Annotated in this window: 21 protein-coding genes; 7 read left to right on the forward strand and 14 right to left on the reverse strand. The window is 64.0% G+C overall.

Annotated elements, in window-relative coordinates; genetic code table 11:
- Positions 1 to 69: 69 nt before the first annotated feature.
- The 3 genes from ACSQ25_RS14605 to ACSQ25_RS14615 all read right to left on the reverse strand — a co-directional run bounded on the left by ACSQ25_RS14605 (position 70) and on the right by ACSQ25_RS14615 (position 3,259).
- Positions 70 to 1,425: a caspase family protein gene (locus tag ACSQ25_RS14605; protein ID WP_436106403.1), complete on the reverse strand. Its 1,356-nt coding sequence runs from the start codon at positions 1,423 to 1,425 to the stop codon at positions 70 to 72.
- Entirely contained in the window at positions 1,422 to 2,477 is a 1,056-nt protein-coding gene (locus tag ACSQ25_RS14610) for a hypothetical protein (protein ID WP_436106404.1), read from the reverse strand. Before ACSQ25_RS14610 ends, ACSQ25_RS14605 begins: the two co-directional genes overlap by 4 nt.
- A gap of 62 nt (positions 2,478 to 2,539) precedes the next feature.
- The gene (locus ACSQ25_RS14615) at positions 2,540 to 3,259 is read right to left on the reverse strand and encodes a hypothetical protein (RefSeq protein WP_436106405.1); all 720 of its coding nucleotides are present in this window, start codon (positions 3,257 to 3,259) and stop codon (positions 2,540 to 2,542) included.
- Positions 3,260 to 3,631: 372 nt separating this feature from the next.
- On the opposite strand from ACSQ25_RS14615, the gene ACSQ25_RS14620 reads away from it, so the two are divergent.
- The 5 genes from ACSQ25_RS14620 to ACSQ25_RS14640 all read left to right on the forward strand — a co-directional run bounded on the left by ACSQ25_RS14620 (position 3,632) and on the right by ACSQ25_RS14640 (position 8,063).
- Positions 3,632 to 4,330 (forward strand): hypothetical protein, encoded by a 699-nt coding sequence (locus ACSQ25_RS14620; RefSeq protein ID WP_436106406.1) that lies wholly within the window; start codon positions 3,632 to 3,634, stop codon positions 4,328 to 4,330.
- A 384-nt stretch (positions 4,331 to 4,714) separates the two neighbouring features.
- A complete protein-coding gene (locus ACSQ25_RS14625) occupies positions 4,715 to 5,317 on the forward strand; it encodes a hypothetical protein (RefSeq protein ID WP_436106407.1) in 603 nt (200 codons plus the stop codon).
- A 184-nt stretch (positions 5,318 to 5,501) separates the two neighbouring features.
- A complete protein-coding gene (locus tag ACSQ25_RS14630) occupies positions 5,502 to 7,004 on the forward strand; it encodes a pilus assembly protein TadG-related protein (protein WP_436106408.1) in 1,503 nt (500 codons plus the stop codon).
- Positions 7,001 to 7,480: a TadE family protein gene (locus ACSQ25_RS14635; protein WP_436106409.1), complete on the forward strand. Its 480-nt coding sequence runs from the start codon at positions 7,001 to 7,003 to the stop codon at positions 7,478 to 7,480. Before ACSQ25_RS14630 ends, ACSQ25_RS14635 begins: the two co-directional genes overlap by 4 nt.
- A gap of 34 nt (positions 7,481 to 7,514) precedes the next feature.
- Positions 7,515 to 8,063 (forward strand): TadE family protein, encoded by a 549-nt coding sequence (locus tag ACSQ25_RS14640; protein ID WP_436108083.1) that lies wholly within the window; start codon positions 7,515 to 7,517, stop codon positions 8,061 to 8,063.
- Here the strand turns inward: ACSQ25_RS14640 and ACSQ25_RS14645 are convergent.
- From ACSQ25_RS14645 to ACSQ25_RS14695, 11 genes are read right to left on the reverse strand one after another with little or no spacing between them, the layout of a single operon-like run.
- Positions 7,966 to 8,337, reverse strand: a complete 372-nt coding sequence (locus ACSQ25_RS14645; protein ID WP_436106410.1) for an Arm DNA-binding domain-containing protein — start codon at positions 8,335 to 8,337, stop codon at positions 7,966 to 7,968. The genes ACSQ25_RS14640 and ACSQ25_RS14645 overlap by 98 nt on opposite strands.
- A complete protein-coding gene (locus ACSQ25_RS14650; protein WP_436106411.1) occupies positions 8,316 to 8,627 on the reverse strand; it encodes a c-type cytochrome in 312 nt (103 codons plus the stop codon). The genes ACSQ25_RS14645 and ACSQ25_RS14650 overlap by 22 nt, the downstream gene beginning before the upstream one ends.
- On the reverse strand, positions 8,624 to 9,628 hold the full coding sequence (locus ACSQ25_RS14655; RefSeq protein ID WP_436106412.1) for a sugar phosphate isomerase/epimerase family protein: 1,005 nt from the start codon (positions 9,626 to 9,628) through the stop codon (positions 8,624 to 8,626). Before ACSQ25_RS14655 ends, ACSQ25_RS14650 begins: the two co-directional genes overlap by 4 nt.
- Before the next feature lie 12 nt (positions 9,629 to 9,640).
- A complete protein-coding gene (locus ACSQ25_RS14660; protein ID WP_436106413.1) occupies positions 9,641 to 10,018 on the reverse strand; it encodes a C-glycoside deglycosidase beta subunit domain-containing protein in 378 nt (125 codons plus the stop codon).
- Between the two features lie 9 nt (positions 10,019 to 10,027).
- Positions 10,028 to 11,149: a Gfo/Idh/MocA family protein gene (locus ACSQ25_RS14665; protein ID WP_436108084.1), complete on the reverse strand. Its 1,122-nt coding sequence runs from the start codon at positions 11,147 to 11,149 to the stop codon at positions 10,028 to 10,030.
- Positions 11,150 to 11,184: 35 nt separating this feature from the next.
- Complete coding sequence (locus tag ACSQ25_RS14670; protein WP_436106414.1) at positions 11,185 to 12,876, reverse strand: GMC oxidoreductase; 1,692 nt, start codon at positions 12,874 to 12,876, stop codon at positions 11,185 to 11,187.
- Positions 12,873 to 13,472 carry a gluconate 2-dehydrogenase subunit 3 family protein gene (locus ACSQ25_RS14675; protein WP_436106415.1) on the reverse strand — a complete coding sequence of 200 codons (600 nt, stop codon included), beginning with the start codon at positions 13,470 to 13,472 and terminating at the stop codon, positions 12,873 to 12,875. Before ACSQ25_RS14675 ends, ACSQ25_RS14670 begins: the two co-directional genes overlap by 4 nt.
- A gap of 13 nt (positions 13,473 to 13,485) precedes the next feature.
- Positions 13,486 to 14,550, reverse strand: coding sequence for a sugar phosphate isomerase/epimerase family protein (locus ACSQ25_RS14680; protein ID WP_436106416.1), 1,065 nt, complete (start codon positions 14,548 to 14,550; stop codon positions 13,486 to 13,488).
- Between the two features lie 13 nt (positions 14,551 to 14,563).
- A complete protein-coding gene (locus tag ACSQ25_RS14685; protein ID WP_436106417.1) occupies positions 14,564 to 14,944 on the reverse strand; it encodes a C-glycoside deglycosidase beta subunit domain-containing protein in 381 nt (126 codons plus the stop codon).
- A 13-nt stretch (positions 14,945 to 14,957) separates the two neighbouring features.
- Positions 14,958 to 15,944 carry a sugar phosphate isomerase/epimerase family protein gene (locus ACSQ25_RS14690; protein WP_436106418.1) on the reverse strand — a complete coding sequence of 329 codons (987 nt, stop codon included), beginning with the start codon at positions 15,942 to 15,944 and terminating at the stop codon, positions 14,958 to 14,960.
- 32 nt (positions 15,945 to 15,976) lie between these two features.
- The gene (locus ACSQ25_RS14695; protein WP_436106419.1) at positions 15,977 to 17,194 is read right to left on the reverse strand and encodes an MFS transporter; all 1,218 of its coding nucleotides are present in this window, start codon (positions 17,192 to 17,194) and stop codon (positions 15,977 to 15,979) included.
- Between the two features lie 370 nt (positions 17,195 to 17,564).
- Between ACSQ25_RS14695 and ACSQ25_RS14700 the strand changes: the two genes are divergently transcribed.
- Both ACSQ25_RS14700 and ACSQ25_RS14705 read left to right on the forward strand, forming a co-directional pair.
- Complete coding sequence (locus tag ACSQ25_RS14700; protein WP_436106420.1) at positions 17,565 to 18,599, forward strand: LacI family DNA-binding transcriptional regulator; 1,035 nt, start codon at positions 17,565 to 17,567, stop codon at positions 18,597 to 18,599.
- A 16-nt stretch (positions 18,600 to 18,615) separates the two neighbouring features.
- Positions 18,616 to 19,524 (forward strand): LysR family transcriptional regulator, encoded by a 909-nt coding sequence (locus ACSQ25_RS14705; protein ID WP_436106421.1) that lies wholly within the window; start codon positions 18,616 to 18,618, stop codon positions 19,522 to 19,524.
- Positions 19,525 to 19,542 lie beyond the last annotated feature (18 nt).

Here is a 19,542-nt window from a genome sequence, read left to right on the forward strand (position 1 = left end):
GGCGGCGTCCTTGTAAAACGTCCAGTTGGTCCGATTTTGAAAAATCGGCATGCATGCGCGCACCGCGATTCATGGCGTGGCCGGCATGGACGGCGGCCGCAGGATCTCGAGCAGCGACCGCGCAGCACCCTGCATGTCGCCGCCAGACCCGGTTTCCAGGTCGAGCTGTGCCAGGTCCAGGCTGGCGCGCGGATAATTCGCGGAGGCGGCCTGTTCGAGCCAGCGGCGGCTCTCGCGCAGGTCGCGCGCCGTCCCGTGTGCGCGGTAATACATCTCGCCGATCTCGGCCTGCGCTACCGGAAAACCAGCCTGGGCCGCCCTGCGCAGCCAACGCCATGCCGCCGTATTGTTGGCACGCAGCCGGGCGGTCGGTCCGCCATCGGCATGCCGGATCGGGTCGACGCCGTCGCGCAGCGCGATGCCGAGCACCGTCTGGGCAAGCACGCTACCACCGCTCGCCACGTGCGTCAGGGCGGGAATTTCGTCTGGTGTCAGGTGGCGTACACGCTGCCTGATTTCCCAGTCCACCTGCTGCCAGTCGGCTCCGCTCATCTGGCGGTACCATTGCCGGCTTCCATCCTCGACCGCCATGCCGCGGCTGGCCGATGGCTGGCCGACGCCGGCGCTTGCGACACGGGGCCCGGCGTCCCGGGCGGCCTGCGGCCCAACGTGGACCGCCCCCGCCAGGGACGATTCATACCAGGGAATCTGGTCGTCGAGCGTCTTGCGCCTTACCTCCTGGCCCACCTTGCGGAAGATGGCTTCGAGTTCCTGGTCCGCTCCACGCAGGGCCTGCGCCAGCGTCGCGGTGTAGATGCTGTTCGGTCCTTTGCCGTCTGCCGCCAGCTGGCCGGGCGCGGTGGAATACGCGATGAAGGTGCCTCGCGGAGCCCGCGTCCTGGACAGGCCCAGGTCGCGCAGGCTGCGATAGCGAACCGTGCCCGACGGTTGGAAGGGGTTATTGCGGCACGCGTCCAGCACGACGATGTTGACCGCCGACCCGGCATGCGCCAGGCGCTCGAGCATGTTCTTGAGCGGATATGCGCGCAGGCGCGCGCCCTGCTCGCCGGTGACCGGCATGTCCACGGGTGTGAGGTAACTGGCCCCACCAATCTGCATGCCGTGTCCTGCGTAATAGACGAAGGCCGTGGCACCTGCCGGCATTCGCGCCGAAAAATCAGCGACAGTGCGTGCAAGCCGGTCGCGATCCAGATCGTAGGCTTCGACGACCGTGAATCCGAGGCCGGCCAGGGTCCGGGCCATCAGCCGTGCGTCATTGGCTGCGTTCGGCAGCGCATTGCCTGCGCCATAGCGCTCATTACCCAGTACCAGCGCCACCTTCGCGGCCCCGGCTGCGGCGGCCGGCGGCGTGCCGCCCACGAGGAGAACCAGGCACAGGACAAGCACGACAAGGGCGCGCATCATTCGGCGCAAGGACCGCTGTCCGGCACAACGAGGTCGGCCTGCTCGACCAGCGGGCTTCGCTCCAGCGCCTGCGCCATCCGGCCCGCCTCGTTACCCTCCTCCGGCGACACCCAGATTTCCCCATCCTCGGAAGGACCTTGCATCACCGTCGCGCCCGCGCGCCGCAAGGCCAGCACGACGTCGGCAAAGGGCGCATCCGCGCGAAACACGATGCGCACGCGTGGCGTGCAGGCATGCATGCCGGCTGCCTTGGTCCCGCTCCGATAGGCCGTCGCGCCAGTGACCGGTGCATGCTGCGCACCGAGTATCCACGCTCCCTGAAAAGCGGCCAGCGCGATGGCGCCGAAGGTCCATGCGGGCCGGACCAGGTTTGTGCGCAGCCGCTCGAACAATTCCCGCGGCGCAGTACGCCCGGCTGTACGCCCATGCGCCACAGCGGCCGCACGCAGTTCCTGCGCGAGCCTGCCGTACAGGACCTGGTAGGCACGCCGCGGATCGTCTTCTCCGCCCAAGGGAGTGCCGGTGACCACCGGAATGCGGCCGTCGAGGTCCCATGCGCCGATCCGGCCCGGACGCGGCGCAATCCAGTCCCCGTCGGCACGCAGTGGATCGGCAAGATGCATGACTGCGCCAAGCGCCCGCGCCGACAAGCTGCCCAGTATCGCTTCGTCGCCGCGCAGGCGGCACTCCACCGGATTCCATGCCTGTACCATCGCCGCCTCGGGCGCGATCACGCCGTCGTCCTCCTGCAGCACCAGGTCGCAGTCGCCCGCATAGTCGGACTCCTGGGCGACCATCCAACCGCTCCAGCGTGCGCCCCCGAGGCAGGCACCGAGAAGGACCGCACAGCTGCGGCCGATCTGGCGCGACGAACCGTGCGGCAAGGCGATGTGGTCGAGTTGCCGAATTTGACCCACTGCCAGCGCCTGGGGCGGGTGTGCCGACTGGACGGCGATACGCCGCCGCACGAGGTCGACCAGGAACTCGGGCATGTCGGCATGGCAGGCTGCGGTGGAAGCGGGGATGGTTGCCGCTTCGTGATCGTCTTGCACGCCACGATCCTCACCAAACAGGTCAGCCTCGATCCGTGCCAGCGGCGGGTACAGGCAAGGCCTCACGCGGCTCTCCGCAACTGCGAGCGCACGCGCTCGCACAACAGGATGAGCAGGGCCGCGATCTCCTCGCGCCAGTCGAGTTCGAGCCGCGCCCCGACGTCGACCAGCCAGCGTCCGATACGGGTTTGTTCGTAACCCCGATAGGTCTCGCCCTTGCTGCGCGTGATGCCGAGCTTTCGCGCCTTGAAATGGAAAGCGGTGCCGATCCCGAGTCGCTGGGCAATGATCGAGATCGGCTCGCTTTCCTCCCGGTTGGCGCAGGTGTTATGCCGAAGGTAAGCGGCTTCACCGGCGTTGAGCATACCGAGGAGCTCATCGGCGCGGCGCATTGCTTCGCGCACATCGATACCGGCTTCCCGCAGGAGCCGCTCATGCGCCGGGAAGTCGGGTGCAGCAGGCTCGCGCAAGCCTATTGTGTCCAGCGATGGCGAGGTTTCCGGCTCGCTAAGCAAGTCCGATGCGAAGCGCTTGAGGTAGGCGTGCAAGGCATGGGCGTGCACCAGAGGTCCGGCCTTGGTCGTCGCTGCATTCAGGAAGACCTTGTCCTGGAAAAAAATATTGACGAGGTCCCGGCGCCTGGCCTCATCGGCAAACTCGGCGGGGAGGCGGGTACGCATCAGGAGCGGTACGAGGAGTTGATAGAACTCCGTCCACTCGACCTCGCTGAGGCCGCGGCCGCGACGATTCCAATATTCGACGATTTTGTCCTGGTCACTCATGGTTACGGCATGCTTGCATTGCACTCGGTATTGCCCTCGGCGGACAAGATCGATGTTGTCTTTTTGAAATTAGACAAAGCATAGCGCAACGGTAAACGTTTGTACATGAGCTGTTTTTCCTGTTAGTCAGTTAGCATAAATAGCCAATGGCTGAGCCATCTACAGCTATAACGCCTGCTTCGGTTTTTTTTTTAAAAAATCGCGAAAACAGGCGTTTTAGGGTAAGGAATGCACAAAACAATGCTGCCGCAACGATTGGATAGAATCCCGAAGTTGACGGGAGTTATGATAATGACATTGCAAATTAGCAATTTCATTATCTTTGGCATTTAAGATGACACTGATAGTTGCTCAATTCAGGAGAGAAGAAGTATGCCTAACATCGAAGCCTCATACAGCAAGACCGTTGGCCCTGACGGCGTCACATTCAGGATCACCCCTGCCAGCTCCCCTGATGCCGGTTTTTCCATCGCGCGCCTGCTGCTGTGCACAATCCCCGCGTGGGTATTTTTCTCGCTCGCCGGCACTGTGCTGGGCATGATCGCGGGCCCGATTCTTTCGGCACTCGGCATTGGCCTGAACGGGTTCCTGATGACAATCTATGCGATGGCTACCGCGGTCGCGTTTTTTTATGGCTGGTACAAGTCGTATAAGTGGTTCAGCAGCTGGTTCTTGCGCAAGCAGACTGAGGGACGGCATGCCTATGATGTCGAGTTGCTGGTCAATTCACAGGGTGTCACGCTAGCCGGTTCGAAAGAATTCTTTCGCGCCAACGATATTCATCGCCTGGTGATCAAGAACGCATTCGACAACACCTACGAATTGCCGATGACCGGCTATGTCGCGGCCGGTAACGCGATGACGGTGGGCACGGTCGTGGCCGCCAATGCGATGAGCAATGCAGTTGTTGCCGTGGCCAACCACAAGCGGCGCGCCATGGCGCAGATCAGCTATTTCGTCACGATCGAAGCGGGCGGCGTTTCGCACAAGATTGCCGGTGGATTGACCGATGTCTGTGCGAATGGTGTGACAACTGACATCACCCGGGCGTTGAGGGGCGAAATCATTTAATGCCCGTGCAAGGCAAGCGAGAGTCTGTTTGGTTTTCGCGCATGACGGTCCGTTATCGGAACATGGAGAACACGCAGCGCTCTCCTCGTCTCCGGAAAGTTGCAAATAAGGAAGCCACCCTCGGGTGGCTTCTTTATTTGCATAACCCCTCCGGTCATCCCGCTTGGTGCCGGTATTCCTATCCTACAGAGCTTTAAAGTGTCTTGACACTCCGCACATAAAACGCTCGTCGTGGTTCGCTGACGCTCGTCAATGTTCAAAAGCACTTTACTTGCAGCATGCCCTCCCAAAGCTCACACTCCTTATGCAAGCAGTCAATGACTGAGCGACCTTGCCGAGGTGGCCAGCATAGCAACGAAAGGTTTATTCATGGACTCGGGCGCCGTGCAGCTCAAGAAGCCTGGCCTATACAGGCCATTCATACCGCTGTTCTTTTCGCTTGTTGGGTGGGCGTTCCTTCACACATGGTTCTTCCTGATAGGTGCAAATCATCGGGCACACATAGCGGTGGCAGTTCTTGGACTAGTAATTGCTGCCTGGCCGGCCTGGCATTTTGCAAACGGGCAGCTCAGCACCGCAGGACAAGCTGGCTCGCCGGGGGTCTCCCGCGGCGGCGCACTTTCAACGGCCCTGCTCCTGTCAGCAATGGGCGCTGTTCTTGGCAGCCTGGTCGCTAACGGAAGCGTCTTTCTGCTGGCCGCCGTTGCCATGGCGCTCAACTATGTGCCCTGGGGCCGGCTGCCGCTGAGCCGGCACCACCCCGCCCTGTCCTGCGCAATGACTACTGGCGGATTTGCGGCGGCTTTATGGCTTCGGCATCAGGCAATCGACGTCATGTTTCTCCCTTTCGCGGCCTGGGCGTTCTGGGTAGCTGCCTGTATTGGGCTGATGCAGGTGGCAGAACAATCGCGCCGATCGAAACGCAGCATGGCTGCGCAAAGCACAGCGGTCAAAGGCGGCATCCATCCGGCTATTTTCGACACCTAGCCAGACCCGCTTGTTTATCCGTGGACGAACAAGTTTCAGGCAAATATGCGTCTGCCTGCGCCAGTGCGGCCCAACCCTATTAGATCCGCAGAGCCATTGAATGCACCTACAGGAATTGACGAGGCAAAATATGGGACCACAGCGAAATGCACTGCGCCTTCGCTCCAGCGCTAGCACATACCAGTTGAGCCATAAGCCAGGCGTCCTGCCTCCCCGTCAGAACGGCGCCTTTGCAATTATGTTCGTTCCTTTACTGATCGTGATCATTGGCTTTTGTGGCCTGGCGGTCGATATCGGGCGGCTCTATAACCGCAAAGTCGACGTCTACGGTGTGGCTAAAGCTGCGGCGCTTGCGGCTGCACGCGAGCTTAACGGCACACCGGCAGGAATCGCTGCAGCAAGAACCGCAGCCAGGGAAACTGCAGAAACCCTCCGATACCAGCATTTCAACGATGGCGCAGCTTTTACATGGAGCGACGAAGCGCTGAGCTTTAGCGCTTCTTCCGAGCGCGCTGGGACGTGGATTCCATCGTCGTCAGCTGCAGGATCTTCAGCCGCGTTGGTAGGCGCGCTCTACTTTGCACAGGTCGACACTTCCCGCCTCGACCCGGCGATTGGCCAGGTAGATACCATTTTTATACAAATCTTCAGTAGCGACTTCGCTTCGATTCAGATCGCCGATAGCGCGGTTGCCGGCAGAACGTCGGTGGATGTGACCCCGATCGGAATCTGTGCAATGTCGCCCGATGCAGCTGCGGTACGCACTGCAAGCAGTGCATCCGGCGCCACACTGTCCGAGCTAGTGCAATTTGGCTTTCGCCGTGGAATAAGCTATGACCTTATGAAGCTCAATCCTGGCGGCACTGAACCGCTGCGGTTCGCGGTCAACCCGGTTGCTGCGCCTGGAACGAGCAGCAATTCGTTCAGCATCTCATCGCTGGAACCTTTTGTATGCAGTGGTTCGATGTGGGTGCAACGGGTCACGGGAGGCCAAATCCGTGTATCAGAACTGCCCTCGTCTGCTCCGCTAGCCTCCTTGCGTGCGGCTCTGAACACACGATTCGACCAGTATGCCGGCACTGCATGCCTACCGAACGGCGCCCCGCCGGACATCAACATCAAATCCTATGCCTACGATACCGCTGGCGCAGTCAGGTGGATGAACCCGGGAACTGGCAGCCGGGCCGCAGAACCGGCAGTAGCCCAAGCTAAGCTCGAGACGGTGGCAGACCTGTCAACCCCGCCATCGTCTCCCGGCGCTTACGGCCCCCTTTGGGCATTTGCCAAAGCCGCCAAGGCTCCCTCCCCTGTCAATGCGTCCGAGCCAGCCAGCGGCTACCCTACGTTTGCGACTAGCGACTGGCAGAACCTGTACAAGTTCGGCCCAACTGCGTCGGGATACCCTGGCTCACCTCCGACACCGTACCAGTCCGGCCTGACGGGCAGCGGCAACTACGTGGCGCCTGGTCCTGCCAATAGGCCGCTCGCGGTACCGCGCCGGCGGGTGCTGAACATTCCGCTCCTATCATGCTCGCCTGCTCCTGCTGGGGCAAATGCGCAGGCGACCGTAGCGGGCATCGGACGGTTTTTCATGACGATCCCCGCCACAGACGAAAGCCTCGTCGCTGAGTTCGCCGGCATCGTCCCTGAACAGTCATTATCGGGCCGCGTGGAGCTTTTCCCATGAACAAGAAGACGTTGATACTTGCGAAAAGGCCGGGGAAGCGTGAAACCGGTGTTGCGGCGATCGAGCTAGCGATCCTGCTGCCAATCCTTGTAGCACTCATTTTTTTCCCGCTATTTTTTGCACGCTGTCTGTGGCATTACACGGCGGCACAGAAAGCGGCCCAGGATGCTGCACGCTACCTGTCAACCGTACCGCGCTCGGAAATGATGTCGCCAGGGTTTGCCGAAGAAGCCGGAGACCTGGCCATCGAGATCGCACGCCGGGAGATCGCCGAACTCGCCCCAGACTCGGAAATCACGGGGCCGAGGGCATTTTGCGATGCCGAAAACTGTGGGGACCTGGGTGAAGGAACATTGCCCAGGACTGTACGTGTCAGGCTGACGTTTACAATGTCCGATCCATTCGGCATGGTTGACGTTGGATGGTACGGCGTACGCATTACTGCTAACCATACCATGCGCTATGTCGGCAACTAAGCTACCAAGGCGCAAAGTCCAGCGCCATCTCAGGATGCAGGGCGGCACGGCCGCCGTGGAGTTTTCCCTGCTCGCGATAATTTTTTTCTCCCTCGTTTTCGGGATCATCGAAACGGCCCGCCTGCTGTATGTCTTCAATACCTTGCAAGAGGTGACGCGCCGCGCTGCCGCAGCAGCAGTCAAGGTATACCCGACCGACACCACTGGAACTGACGCAGTGCGGCAGCATGCCATTTTTAGGGACGGACCTGGAGAACTTGTGCTTGCGCCGCCTATTACGCACGAGCATATCCGCCTCGACTATCTGCGCTTTGATCTGTCGGTTATCCCTCCAGGGTCTTGGCCAGCGGACGCAGCTGCCAACCGGAGGCTTTGCATGATCAATCCGCGTGCTGCAACTTGCATCCGCTTCGTTCAGGCACGGGTCTGCGACACTGCGGAGACCGGCGAATGCGATGCGGTGAGGTCTCAAATGCTACTGCCGCTCATCGATCTTCGCGTGCCACTTCATCGGGCAACAACCATCGCTCCAGTCGAGTCCTTCGGGTACGTTCAAGGAACCCTTCCAGCGTGCCCTTGCTAGCAGGGCAGGCAACAAGCTGAGGGAAGACGTCCTGTTCGAAGCGGTGGAGGATATCGTGGGCCGTCTGCGGCTGCCACTTCGCGAGCATGAAGTGAAGCTTGTTTTCCTTGCCATTCGACTGGCGGTACTTCATGCGCCAATGGTTTCCGCCGGCTGGCGTCACTTCGAGGTAAAGGCCACCACCATCGGCAAGCGTATAGGGCTTCTCCCTGGGCTTGGCGTTCTTGATCCGCAGCTGAACGCCGCCTGTCCCTATTGCTGGGACAGCACCCACTTCACAAGGCTGCGCGCCTCGGGCTCGGTTACGCGCGGATTGGGCGGCATCGGCACCGGTCCCCAGGCGCCGGCACTGCCCTTGATGACCTTCCGCACCAGCTGGTCCTCGGCGTCCTTCTGGCCGCGGTACTTCGTGGCGACAAGCTTGAAGGCGGGGCCGACGATCCTGGCATCGAGCGCATGGCAGGCCATGCAGCTCTTTTCTTTCGCCAGGTCGGCTTGGGCATGGCTGAAAGCCGATGCCGCAAGCAGGCAGGCCGCCAGCGCCGGCTTCATGGCACCGTTCATGTTGCCTGCCCCAGGATACGGCGGCAGAGCGCCTGGTGGCGCTCCACCATGTCGAACGCGTCGGCGCGGGAATACAGATGCCCTTCCCATTCGCTCGACATGAAGCCCTGGTAGCCGCCCTGCTGGAACACCGGCAGGATCTCGTCGTAGGGAATCGCCGACTCGTTGCCATCGGCATCGAAGTCGTAGAACTTGCCGTGGATGTGGATCACCTGCGGCACCATCTCGCGCCATACCTCCGCCCGGTTCGGGCTGACGATGTTGAACATCACCGACAGGGCGCTGACGACGGACGGATCGGCGCCCAGGGGCGCGACACGGCGCGCGAATTCGCCGCGCTTCCAGCCCGCATCCTGCGGCAGGTGCCAGACCTCGATCGCCAATTGCAGCAGGTCTTCCGGCATGCCTTGCTCGCGCAGGTTGTCGAGATAGCTCGGCGGCAGCGTGCGGGCGCAGCAGCCGAAGTCGGGGATGAAGCCGAGCAGCGGCGAATTGGCCTTGGCGTAGGCTTCGCGCCAGGCTTGCACCGGCGGTGAATCGGGCGACAGCGGCGCATGGATTTCCGGCCCCATCTTGATGCCGTATTCCTCGGCCAGCGGCAGCAGGCGGATCGCCACCTCGGCCGGCGCGGCAAACTGCAGGCGCACCGCCGGAAAACCGAGCTTGGCGGCCGATTCCAGTTGCGGGATGTGGTAGGCCACCTGCTCGTCCACGCTCATCATGCGGCCGCGGCGGATCGCCACATCGGCGTTCAGACCGAAGCACGACGGAGTCAGGCCATGCTCGGCCACCAGGTCGCGGAAGCGCGCGGCGGTGTTGTCGCTGATCTGCGGAAAGTCGCGGAAACTCTGGAAGCCGATGACTTCCAGGCCGGGTCCGAGCCCGCGCTGCGCGATCTTGGCGATCAGCTGCTCGAGATTGTACTCACGGGCATGCCATTCATTGGTAAAGGCGAACAGGGTCGCGCCCAGTTGCATCCCTTGGGATGGTTGCGATTGCATGTCGGTTCCTTTTCAGACGTTGGCACTGCCGCGCGTGACCCAGGTCAGCATCGGGATATAAGGCGGATACAGCTTGACGAGCAGCTCGGCGCGGCAAGGCGCTCCCGCCTTCGCTGTCGCCAGCGGCACGTGCAGCCAGGCGGAGTCCTGCACGAACCAGCGTTCCTCGGTCAGCTCGGCCAGGGCGGCGAGCCCGAAGCGCTTGCCGTTGAGTTCGAGTTCGGCGCCGTCCAGGGAGATCGGAACGCCATCGACGCTCAGCCCGGCCACCTCGACCACCGACAGGGGCAGGGTCCGGTACCAGGGCAGCCAGACCTCGAGCCGCAGCATGCCGTCCAGGACCGCGCTGCCCTCGGCGGCGATCAGGTAATCGCTAAAATTGTTCTTCATGATGGTCCTTCAATGGGGGACGGTGATCCAGCTGCCGCCGGCGCGTGCGGAAGCCTGGACGGTTTCGATGAACTGCACGGCGCGCAGGCCGTCGTCGATGGTCGGGAACTGGGCATCGCTGGGAGCGTTGCCACCGCCGCGCCGCGCGAGCAGGTGCGCCGCAATCTCGCTGTAGAGCGAGGCGAAGGCTTCCAGGTAGCCTTCCGGGTGGCCGCCCGGAATGCGCGACAGGCGCGCCGCCGCAGCGCCGGCCGAGGCGGTGCCGCGCCGCAGGATGCGGGTCGCTTCGCCCAGCGGCGTGTACAGCAGCTCGTCGGGCTGCTCCTGGCACCAGTCGATCCCGCCCGCACTGCCGATGACGCGGATGCGCAGGCCGTTGGCGTGGCCGATCGCCACCTGGCTGGCCCACAGCATGCCGCGTGCGCCACCCTGGTAGCGCAGCAGCACCTGCACATTGTCGTCCACGGCGCGGCCCGGCACCAGCGAGGCCAGGTCGGCGGCCAGCGCCTGTACCGGGCGACCGACGATGGTGTCGGCCAGTTGCCAGGCGTGGGTGCCGATGTCGCCGATGGCACCTCCGCCCGATTTCGCCGGGTCGGTGCGCCAGGCGGCCTGCTTCTGGCCGTCCTGCTCGAGCGGTTCGGCCAGCCAGTCCTGCGCATATTCGACCTGCACCACACGCAATTCGCCCAGCTGGCCTTCGCGCACCATCTGCTGCGCCTGGCGCACCATCGGATAGGCCGAGTAGTTATGCGTGACGGCGAACAGCAGGCCCTGCTTGCGCGCCAGCGCCTGCAGCATGCGTGCGTCTTCCACGGTCGTGGTCACCGGCTTGTCACAGATGACGTGGATGCCCGCCTCCAGGAAGGCGCGCGCCACCGGCGCATGCAGGTGGTTGGGGGTGACGATGCTGACCGCCTCGATGCCGTCCGGGCGCGCCGCTTCCTGGCGCGCCATCGCGGCGTAGTCGGCATACACGCGCTGCGGATCCAGCCCGAGCGCCTGGCCGGAGCGCTGCGAGGTGCCGGCATCGGACGAGAATGCGCCGGCCACCAGCTCGTAGCGGTCGTCGAGACGCGCCGCGATACGGTGCACGGCGCCGATGAAGGCGCCCTCGCCGCCGCCGACCATGCCGAGCCGGAGCCGATGCGATCCTTGTGCAGGCGTCACAGCTTGCCCGCCTTGACCTGGCCGACCGCATACTCGACCGCGCGCAGGGTGAGCGCCATGAAGGTCAGCGACGGATTGACATTGCCGGCCGAGGCCATGGCGGCGCCGTCGGTGACGAACACGTTCGGCACGCCATGTACCTGATTGTGGCGGTTGAGCACCGACTGCATCGGGTCATTGCCCATGCGCGCCCCGCCCTGCACGTGCACCGTGACGCCCGGCAGGTCGCCGAAGCGCATGCTGCGGATGCCCTGGGCGCCCGCAGCCGCCAGCATCGCGCTCGCTTCGCGGGTCGCGTCCTCGGCCATCTTCGCTTCGTTGGCGCTGCGGCTGATGTCGAAACGCAGCTGCGGCAGGCCGAAGCGGTCGCGCGCGGCCGCGTCCAGCGTGATGCGGTTCTCGTGGCGCGGCAGCACTTCGAGCGCCCCACCCAGGAATACCACCCAGGGCCCGGGAGTGGCCAGGCGCTTCTTGAAGTCGGCGCCGAAATCGTCGCCATCGCCGGCCATGTCGGTCCAGCCCATGCGGGTCGAACCGCCCTGCATCACGTAGCCCCGGTCGAAATCGATGCCTTCTTCGCGCGAACCCTTCAGGTTGCGGAAGCGCGGCACGTAGATGCCGTTGGCACGGCGGCCGTAGAAATAACGGTCGGCCAGGCCCGGCAGCACGCCGAAGGCGCTGGCGGCGTCATGGTCGACGATGTAGCGGCCCAGCACGTCGCCCTTGTTGCCGAGCCCATTCGGGTTGCGCGCATCGGTCGACTGCAGCAGGATCTGCACGCTGGCTTCGGTGCCGGCGTTCAGGAACACGATGCGCGAAGTGTAGACGCGGCGCTCGCGGGTCTTCGCGTCGATCACTTCCACGCCGCGGGCACGCCCGGTCTTGGGGTCGGTCACGATCCGGTGCACCACGCTGTCGGTCTTGACCGTCAGCAGGCCCGTTTTCTGGGCGTCCGGCAGGGTCACCGACAGCGACGAGAAATAGGCGCCGAAGGAGCAGCCGCGCTGGCAGATGTTGCGGTAGTTGCAGGGGCCGCGGCCGTTGTGCTCTTTCGTCAGGTTGACGGTGCGCCCGATGGTCAGGTAGCGCTCCGGCCACTTGGCGCGGATCGCGGTGCGCAGGTGCTTTTCGGCCGCCGTCAGCTCCATCGGCGGCTGCATCTCCATGTCCGGGAAATGCGCCAGGCCCAGGTTCTCGCCCGAGACGCCGATGTATTTCTCTACCCGGCTGTAGTACGGCGCCACGTCCTTGTAGCGGATCGGCCAGTCGCTGCCGTGGCCGTCGCGCTTGTTGGCCTCGAAATCGAGGTCGCTCCAGCGGTAGACCTGGCGGCCCCACAGCATCGAGCGTCCGCCCAGCACGCTGGAACGGATCCAGGAGTACGGCTTGGCCTGGACGTAGGGGTTTTCGCTGTCCTTGACCCAGTAGTCCTTGTTGTCCCACTTGAACTGGCCGTGCGGCTGCTTCGACTGGATCGGATAGTCGCGTGCAATCTCGTCGCGGTCGAACTGGCCCCGGTGCGGCGCATCCCAGGGCGGCACGAACTCGGTCTTGTAGTCCTTCTGGTGTTCCATGGCGCGGCCGCGCTCCAGCACCAGCACGCGCATGCCGCGCTGGGTCAGCTCCTTGGCCGCCAGCCCGCCGGTGATGCCGGAGCCAATCACGATTGCATCGAATTCGTAGCTCATAACTGAATCTGCTTATTCCAGGTTTTGATCGGGATGTCGCCGTCCCAGCGTCCCGGCACCGGGACGTAGGCCAGTTCCGCGTTCACGCCTGCTTCTGACGTGAAGTAGCCGAGCGTGACCAGGTCGCGCATCTTGAAGAAGAAGGGGGCGCCGGGATCGGCCATGCGCGCGCCGAAGCCGCGCGACTGGTAGCCGCTTGCCGCCGCGCGCGCCGCGCCGAACAGGGCGGCCTGCTGCGCAGGGGTGACGCCGGCAAAGCCCTTGCCATGGGCCTTGGCGCTTGCCGCGTCGAGGTCGGACAGGCCGGCCAGCAGGGTCTTGCGCTCGGCCGGCAGCATCCAGTGGGCATACATGTCAGCGACGAAGGCCGGCACACCGGCCTCGATCGCGCCCGGCGTGTCGGTTTTCGGGATGATCAGTTCGCACACGGCCGCGAGGGTGGCGCGCTGGGCGACCGGGAAGGTCTCCACGGCGGCCGCAGCGCCTTCGTCGCGGCCGGCCGCGGCCTGGGCCAGTTCCATCGCCAGCGTCTCACCGCTCCAGTAGGTAGCGGTGGCAACCAGCGCAATGCGCTTTAGCAGGGTTCTGCGGTCCATCTTGTCTCCTTGCTTATGCTTCGATGAGGCCGAGCATCCGGCGGATCTGCTGTGGGTCGCTTTGCCCGCCGGCGAAATCGTCGAATGCCTTGTCGGTCACCTTGATGATGTGGTCGCGGATGAAGGGAGCGCCTTCGAGCGCGCCCTGCTCCGGGTGTTTCAGGCAGCATTCCCATTCCAGCACCGCCCAGCCCTTGAAGCCGTACTGCGCGAACTTGGAAAAGATCGCCTTGAAGTCGACCTGGCCGTCGCCCAGCGAGCGGAAACGCCCGGCCCGGTCGATCCAGCCCTGGTAGCCCGAGTACACGCCCTGGCGGCCGCTGGGGCGGAATTCGGCGTCCTTCACGTGCATGACCTTGATTCGGTCATGGTAGAGGTCGATGAATTCCAGGTAGTCCAGCTGCTGGAGCAGGAAGTGCGAAGGGTCGTAGGCGATCGCCAGACGCGGGTGATGGCCGACCCGTTCCAGCAGCATCTCGAACGTGGCTCCGTCGAACAGGTCTTCCCCCGGATGCAGCTCGAAGGCAATGTCGACGCCTGCCTCGTCATAGGCGTCCAGGATCGGCAGCCAACGTTTTGCCAGCTCATCGAATGCGGCTTCGACCAGGCCGGCCGGACGCTGCGGCCACGGGTACAGGTAGGGCCAGGCCAATGCACCGGAGAAGCTGATGGTGGCGTCCAGCCCGAGCCGGCGCGACGCCTTCGCGGCCAGCAGCATCTGCCCGACCGCCCACTCCTGGCGCGCCTGCGGGCGGCCGCGCAGCTCGGGCGGCGCGAACACGTCGAAGGAATCGTCATAGACCGGATGCACGGCCACCAGCTGTCCCTGCAGGTGGGTGCTCAGTTCCGTGATCTCGACGCCGTTGGCGCGCGCGATGCCGGCGATCTCGTCGCAATAGTCCTGGCTTTCGGCGGCGCGCGCCAGGTCGAACAGGCGCGCATCGTTCGAGGGCAGCTGCACGCCCTTGTAGCCGAGGTTCCCGGCCCAGCGCGTGATCGACTCCCAGGAGTTGAAGGGCGCCGCGTCACCCGCGAACTGGGCCAGGAAAATGGCCGGGCCCTTGATGGTGGTGGTCATGGTGTCGTTCCGGTCAGCCCGCCAGCGTTTCGGTGCGGGTGCAACTGGTCGTCGGGCTCCACGGCAGGTAGGAAATGCGCAGCTGTACCGCGACGCCGACCTGGTGCTCGCCGGCGGCCAGGCCTTGCTGGCCGACGGCCGTCACGGTGGCCACTTCGCCGAATTCCCAGCGCTCGGCCGTGCAGTCGTCGAGCTGGTCGAGGCTCCAGGTCTTGCCGCGCACCGAGAAGCGCACCTGCTCGCGCGGCACCGTGGCCCCGTCGATGGTGAGGATGATGTCTTCGACGATCGACAGCGGCTGGCCGCGGTAGTAAGGCAGGCGTGCTCCGATGCTCCAGCCCTCGCCATCCATGTTGCGCAGGCTGCCCGGATAAATGATGTGTTGGTCGTACATGGTCTTCCCTTTCTTATTCGCCCAGCAGGCGCTTGAACATGTCCTGCTGGCGCTTTACCTGCTCGCGGCCGTCGACTTCGAAGGCATCCTCGATGTGGCGCTGGCCCTCGTATTCGCTGGACAGGTGGCCGGTGTAGCCGCCCTCGATCAGCACCGGAATAATTTCCTCGTACGGGATCGCCGGTTCCTTGCCGGTCTCGTCGATCTCGAAGAACTTGGCGTGGATGTGGAAGATCCATGGCATGAACTCGAGCATGCGGCGCGGATTGCTCCAGATGTTGTGGCGCAGGGTTTCCGCCATCTGCAGGTCGACCGGGGTCGCGCCCATCTTGCGGATGTCCATCAGCACGTAGTCGGGCAGTACGCGCGCGGCATGCGCTTCCAGGATGAACTCGACGATCTTCGGCGTCGCGCCCATGCGCAGGAAGCGGTCGCGGAACACGCGCGGGTACTGCTTGATGTACATGCCCATGTCCGGGATGTAGCCGACGTGGTCGGACCCGGTGGCGCGGGTCAGTTCGGTATAGCGCAGGATCCACGGATGGTCGAAGTGGAATGGCGAGTGCACTTCGATGCCCATGCGGATGTCGAGTTCCTCGGCCAGCGGCACGCAGGCCACCACCACTTCCGGCGGCGTATTGACGATGATGCGCATGGTCTTGACGCCCAGGCGCTTGGCGAAGCGCAGGTCGCGCTGCATCGACGCCACCATTTCATCGAAGTTCAGCTTTCGGTGCTTGTACAGCTTGGTGTCCAGGAACATGTCATGGCACTGCGCATAGGCGCCGTGACGCTCCAGCGAAGCGAAGAAGCCGTCGATCTGCTCTTGCGGCACGTTCGGGAAGTTCGTGAACGACTGCTCGCCCAGGATCTCGATGCCCCTGGCGCCGGTGCCGGCCGCATGGGCGATGCAGTCGTCCAGCGTCATCTTGCCCAGGAAGGTCTCGTACTGGTAGCTGTAGAGCGATACCCCACGCTTGATATTGTGTTGTTTGTTCATGCTCGTTCTTTTCAGGTTGGACAGGCGAAGCTTCAGGGATTGCTGGTTGCGGCAACGGCGGGCGGGACGGCGCGGATCCTGGCCAGCACGGCGAACAGGGCGCAGACGCCGGCGATGACGCCGAATACCACGAAGGCCGGCTGCAGGCCGCCGAACTGGCCGCGCGCCATGTTGACGAAGGCTGGCGAAACAAACTGGGCGGCAAAGAAGGAACTGGCCCACCAGCCCATGCCACGGCCGCGGTGCTCGAACGCGAATTTGCTCTGGGTCCAGGCGATCAGTGCCGGGATGATGATGCCGTTGGCAAGTTGCTGGATAAACGCGAAGCCCAGCGCAATCTTGTAGTCGGGCGCCAGACCGATGCCGGTCAGACCGACGCAGTAGCCCAGGAACACCAGGGCGATCTGGGTGCCGGCGCCGTAGCGGGCGGTCAGCTTGAACAGTACCGATCCGATCGGCACGCCGATGCTCGGGATCGCCATCGCCAGGCCGATCGATTTCGGGTCGCTCACGCCGAGCTCCTTGAGCAGCACCGAGAAGTGGATCACCTGGACGTAATAGATAATCCCCAGCACGATCGTGACCGCGCAGATGCAGATCGCGACCCAGTAGGGGAAGCGCCCGGCCGGGGCGCGCGCCGCCTGCTCCAGTTGTGCCGCCGAACGCGCTTGCGGTTCGTACAGGTAGAACCAGCTGGCCACCAGGATCGGGAAGGCGATGCCGTACACCACGAAGGGCCATTGCCAGCCGAGCGAAGCCAGGTAGCCCGAGCAGGCGATGGTCACCGAGCCGAGGATCGAACCGACCATGCCCTGCAGCATCAGCCATTTATGACGTTCCTTCTCGTCGAAGTAGTCCGCCATCAGCGTATTGGCGACGGTCAGCACGGCGGCTTCGCCGATCCCGATCACGACGCGGCCGGCGACCACGGCCCAGAAATTATCGATGAACATGGGGATGAAGCCGCCCACGCCGTACAGGGCCATCGCCCACAGCATCAGGTTGCGGCGGCCGACGCGGTCGGTGATCAGGCCGGCACCGGGCGCGAACAGTGCGATGCAGGCGCTCGGCGCCGTAATCAGGAGCGGAATCATCAGCTGCGGATTCGGGACGTCCTTGAAGTGCGCCATCAGGGTGGGCAGCGTGGGCGTCAGGGCGATGATCGCCATTACCGGCAGGAAGCCGGCGAAGACGAGGATCCATCCCTGGCGCCAGTCAGCCTGGCGCCTAGCCTGGATGTGTGTGGTCACGTCAGCTCCTTTTGGTAGGGTCGGAGGGTGCAGCCAGGCCGAGAGCCGGCGCAGTGAAATACCCGGCGCATGCCGGCGACGCGGCGTTGCCGACACGTGTGGGATGGGGCATACAATGTCTCCTTGTTCTTTTGTGCAGTGTGCTCACTGCATCATTTGCTCATCACAGATTCATGCGGGAAAAACATGACAAAACAATGATATTCGCTTTCCCGTTCTTTTCCTCATCTTTTCCCGCTTTAAGCCCATCATTTTATCAATGGCAGCTATCCGAAATTCCAATACACGGAATGTTGCAGCAGCAGATTTCTCAGGTATATTAGGAAAACGCTTTCCCCAAGTCCCATAAGAATTACAAAACAAAGCACCGATGAATTCGAAACGCAACAGCAGCAGTTCCGCCGCCTCCACCAATGGCCGCGCCACCTCGATCTCGGCCGTCGCCGCCCGCGCCGGCGTCTCGATCGCGACCGTCTCGCGGGTACTCAACGACAGCAAACCGGTCAGCGCCGAGACGCGCGAGCGGGTCGAGACCGCCGTGGCCGCGCTTGGCTACCGGGCCAATGCGCTGGCGCGCAGCCTGATGCGCGGCGAGAGCCGGCTGCTGCTGGTGCTGGTGCCCGACTTCGCCAACCCCTTCTATTCCGAGATCGTCAAGGGCGTCGAGTCGGCGGCGCGCCGCGGCGGCTACAGCATCGTCCTGAGCGGCACCTCGGACACCGTCTCGCGCGACAGCCAGTCGCTCGACGCCCTGTACAACCGCCTGGCCGATGGCGTCATCAGCCTGGCCAACTTCCAGCAGATGCAGCCGCTGCTGCAGGAAATCCCGGACCTGCCCTGGGTGTCCTGCTCGGAATTCATCCCCGACAGCGGCATTCCCCACGCCAGCATCGACCACCAGCAGGCCGCCATCGATGCGGTCCAGTACCTGATCAACCGCGGCCGCCGCCGCATCGCCCTGATCAGCGCCGACGAAAACTACCTGTGGGCGCGCCAGCGCCATGCCGGCTACGAACAGGCCTTGCGCCGCGCCGGCATCGAGCTCGATCCGCAACTGGTGCGCATCGCGCGCGGCACCGACTACAGCTTCGGCATGGAAGCGGCCGGCGCCCTGCTGGCGCTGGAAACCTCCCCTGACGCCCTGTTCGCCGTGTCCGACACGCTGGCGATCGGCGCGATCAAGGCCTTCCGCCGCGCCGGCCGCCGGGTTCCCGAGGACATCGCCGTGGTCGGCTTCGATAATATTCCGCTCTCCCAGGTGTTCGAGCCGACCCTGACCACGATCGCCCAGCCGATGTTCGAGCTGGGCGCGGCGGCCGCCGAGCTGCTGCTCGAGCAGCTGGCCGGAGGCATGCCGCAGTCGCGCACCCTGCAGCACGCCCTGGTCGTGCGCGAATCGGCCTGAAGCACGGGGGCCGCGCATGCGATTCAACAAGCTCGACCTGAACCTGCTGGTGGTCCTGAACGCACTGCTGACCGAGCGCAGCATCAGCCGGGCGGCCGAAAAGATCCACCTGAGCCAGCCGGCGACCAGCAATGCGCTGTCGCGCCTGCGCGCCTATTTCGAAGACGAGCTGCTGGTTGCATCGGGGCGCCAGCTGCTGCTTACCCCGCGTGCCCTGGGACTGATCGAACCGGTGCGTGAAATACTGATGCGGATCGACTCCACCATCGCGACGCAGCCGGAGTTCGACCCCACGACCGAACAGCGCGACTTCACCCTGCTGGCCTCGGACTTCACCACCACCGTGCTGATCCCGCCACTGCTCGCGTCGCTCTACCGGGACGCCCCGGGCATCCGCATCCACCTGCGCAGCCAGACCGCACGCCCGGACGAAATGCTGGAGCAGGGCAAGGCCGATTTCCTGGTCATCCCCTCGCAGTACCTGGCCAAGGGCCACCCCTCGGCCGCGCTGTTCGAGGACGAATACGTCTGCGTCACCTGGGAAGGCAATTCGCGCGTGCGCGAGTGCATGAGCTTCGACGACTACCTCGCCTGCGGCCACGTGGTCGCGAATTTCTCCGGCGAGCAGCAGGCCTCCACCTTCGACGGCTGGTTCATCGGCAGCTTCGACGTCAAGCGCCGCATCGAGGTCTCGGCTCCGACCATGGCCGCCCTGCCCGCGCTGGTGGTCGGCACCGACCGCATCGCCACCGTGCAGCGCCGCGTCGCGAAGCAGGCGCAGGCCTACCTGCCGATCCGCCTGTGGGAGCCGCCCCTCAAAATTCCGCGCCTGGTGCAGATGCTCCAGTGGCACAAGTACCGCAACAACGACGCCGCCGTCTTGTGGCTGCGCCAGCGCCTGATCGACACCGCGTCGCGCATCTAGGCCACGTATTTCCCCTGG

Origin of the sequence: Massilia sp. LjRoot122 (assembly GCF_964252725.1) — a bacterium.
Taxonomy (GTDB): Bacteria; Pseudomonadota; Gammaproteobacteria; order Burkholderiales; family Burkholderiaceae_D; genus Telluria.

Bases quoted from the DNA above. Each gene is read 5' to 3' on its own strand.
- ACSQ25_RS14605 (WP_436106403.1), bottom strand. From the start codon at position 1,425: ATGATGCGCGCCCTTGTCGTGCTTGTCCTGTGCCTGGTTCTCCTCGTG.
- ACSQ25_RS14615 (WP_436106405.1), bottom strand. From the start codon at position 3,259: ATGAGTGACCAGGACAAAATCGTCGAATATTGGAATCGTCGCGGCCGC.
- ACSQ25_RS14620 (WP_436106406.1), top strand. From the start codon at position 3,632: ATGCCTAACATCGAAGCCTCATACAGCAAGACCGTTGGCCCTGACGGC.
- ACSQ25_RS14635 (WP_436106409.1), top strand. From the start codon at position 7,001: ATGAACAAGAAGACGTTGATACTTGCGAAAAGGCCGGGGAAGCGTGAA.
- ACSQ25_RS14640 (WP_436108083.1), top strand. From the start codon at position 7,515: ATGCAGGGCGGCACGGCCGCCGTGGAGTTTTCCCTGCTCGCGATAATT.
- ACSQ25_RS14650 (WP_436106411.1), bottom strand. From the start codon at position 8,627: ATGAACGGTGCCATGAAGCCGGCGCTGGCGGCCTGCCTGCTTGCGGCA.
- ACSQ25_RS14655 (WP_436106412.1), bottom strand. From the start codon at position 9,628: ATGCAATCGCAACCATCCCAAGGGATGCAACTGGGCGCGACCCTGTTC.
- ACSQ25_RS14660 (WP_436106413.1), bottom strand. From the start codon at position 10,018: ATGAAGAACAATTTTAGCGATTACCTGATCGCCGCCGAGGGCAGCGCG.
- ACSQ25_RS14665 (WP_436108084.1), bottom strand. From the start codon at position 11,149: ATGGTCGGCGGCGGCGAGGGCGCCTTCATCGGCGCCGTGCACCGTATC.
- ACSQ25_RS14670 (WP_436106414.1), bottom strand. From the start codon at position 12,876: ATGAGCTACGAATTCGATGCAATCGTGATTGGCTCCGGCATCACCGGC.
- ACSQ25_RS14675 (WP_436106415.1), bottom strand. From the start codon at position 13,472: ATGGACCGCAGAACCCTGCTAAAGCGCATTGCGCTGGTTGCCACCGCT.
- ACSQ25_RS14680 (WP_436106416.1), bottom strand. From the start codon at position 14,550: ATGACCACCACCATCAAGGGCCCGGCCATTTTCCTGGCCCAGTTCGCG.
- ACSQ25_RS14685 (WP_436106417.1), bottom strand. From the start codon at position 14,944: ATGTACGACCAACACATCATTTATCCGGGCAGCCTGCGCAACATGGAT.
- ACSQ25_RS14690 (WP_436106418.1), bottom strand. From the start codon at position 15,944: ATGAACAAACAACACAATATCAAGCGTGGGGTATCGCTCTACAGCTAC.
- ACSQ25_RS14700 (WP_436106420.1), top strand. From the start codon at position 17,565: ATGAATTCGAAACGCAACAGCAGCAGTTCCGCCGCCTCCACCAATGGC.
- ACSQ25_RS14705 (WP_436106421.1), top strand. From the start codon at position 18,616: ATGCGATTCAACAAGCTCGACCTGAACCTGCTGGTGGTCCTGAACGCA.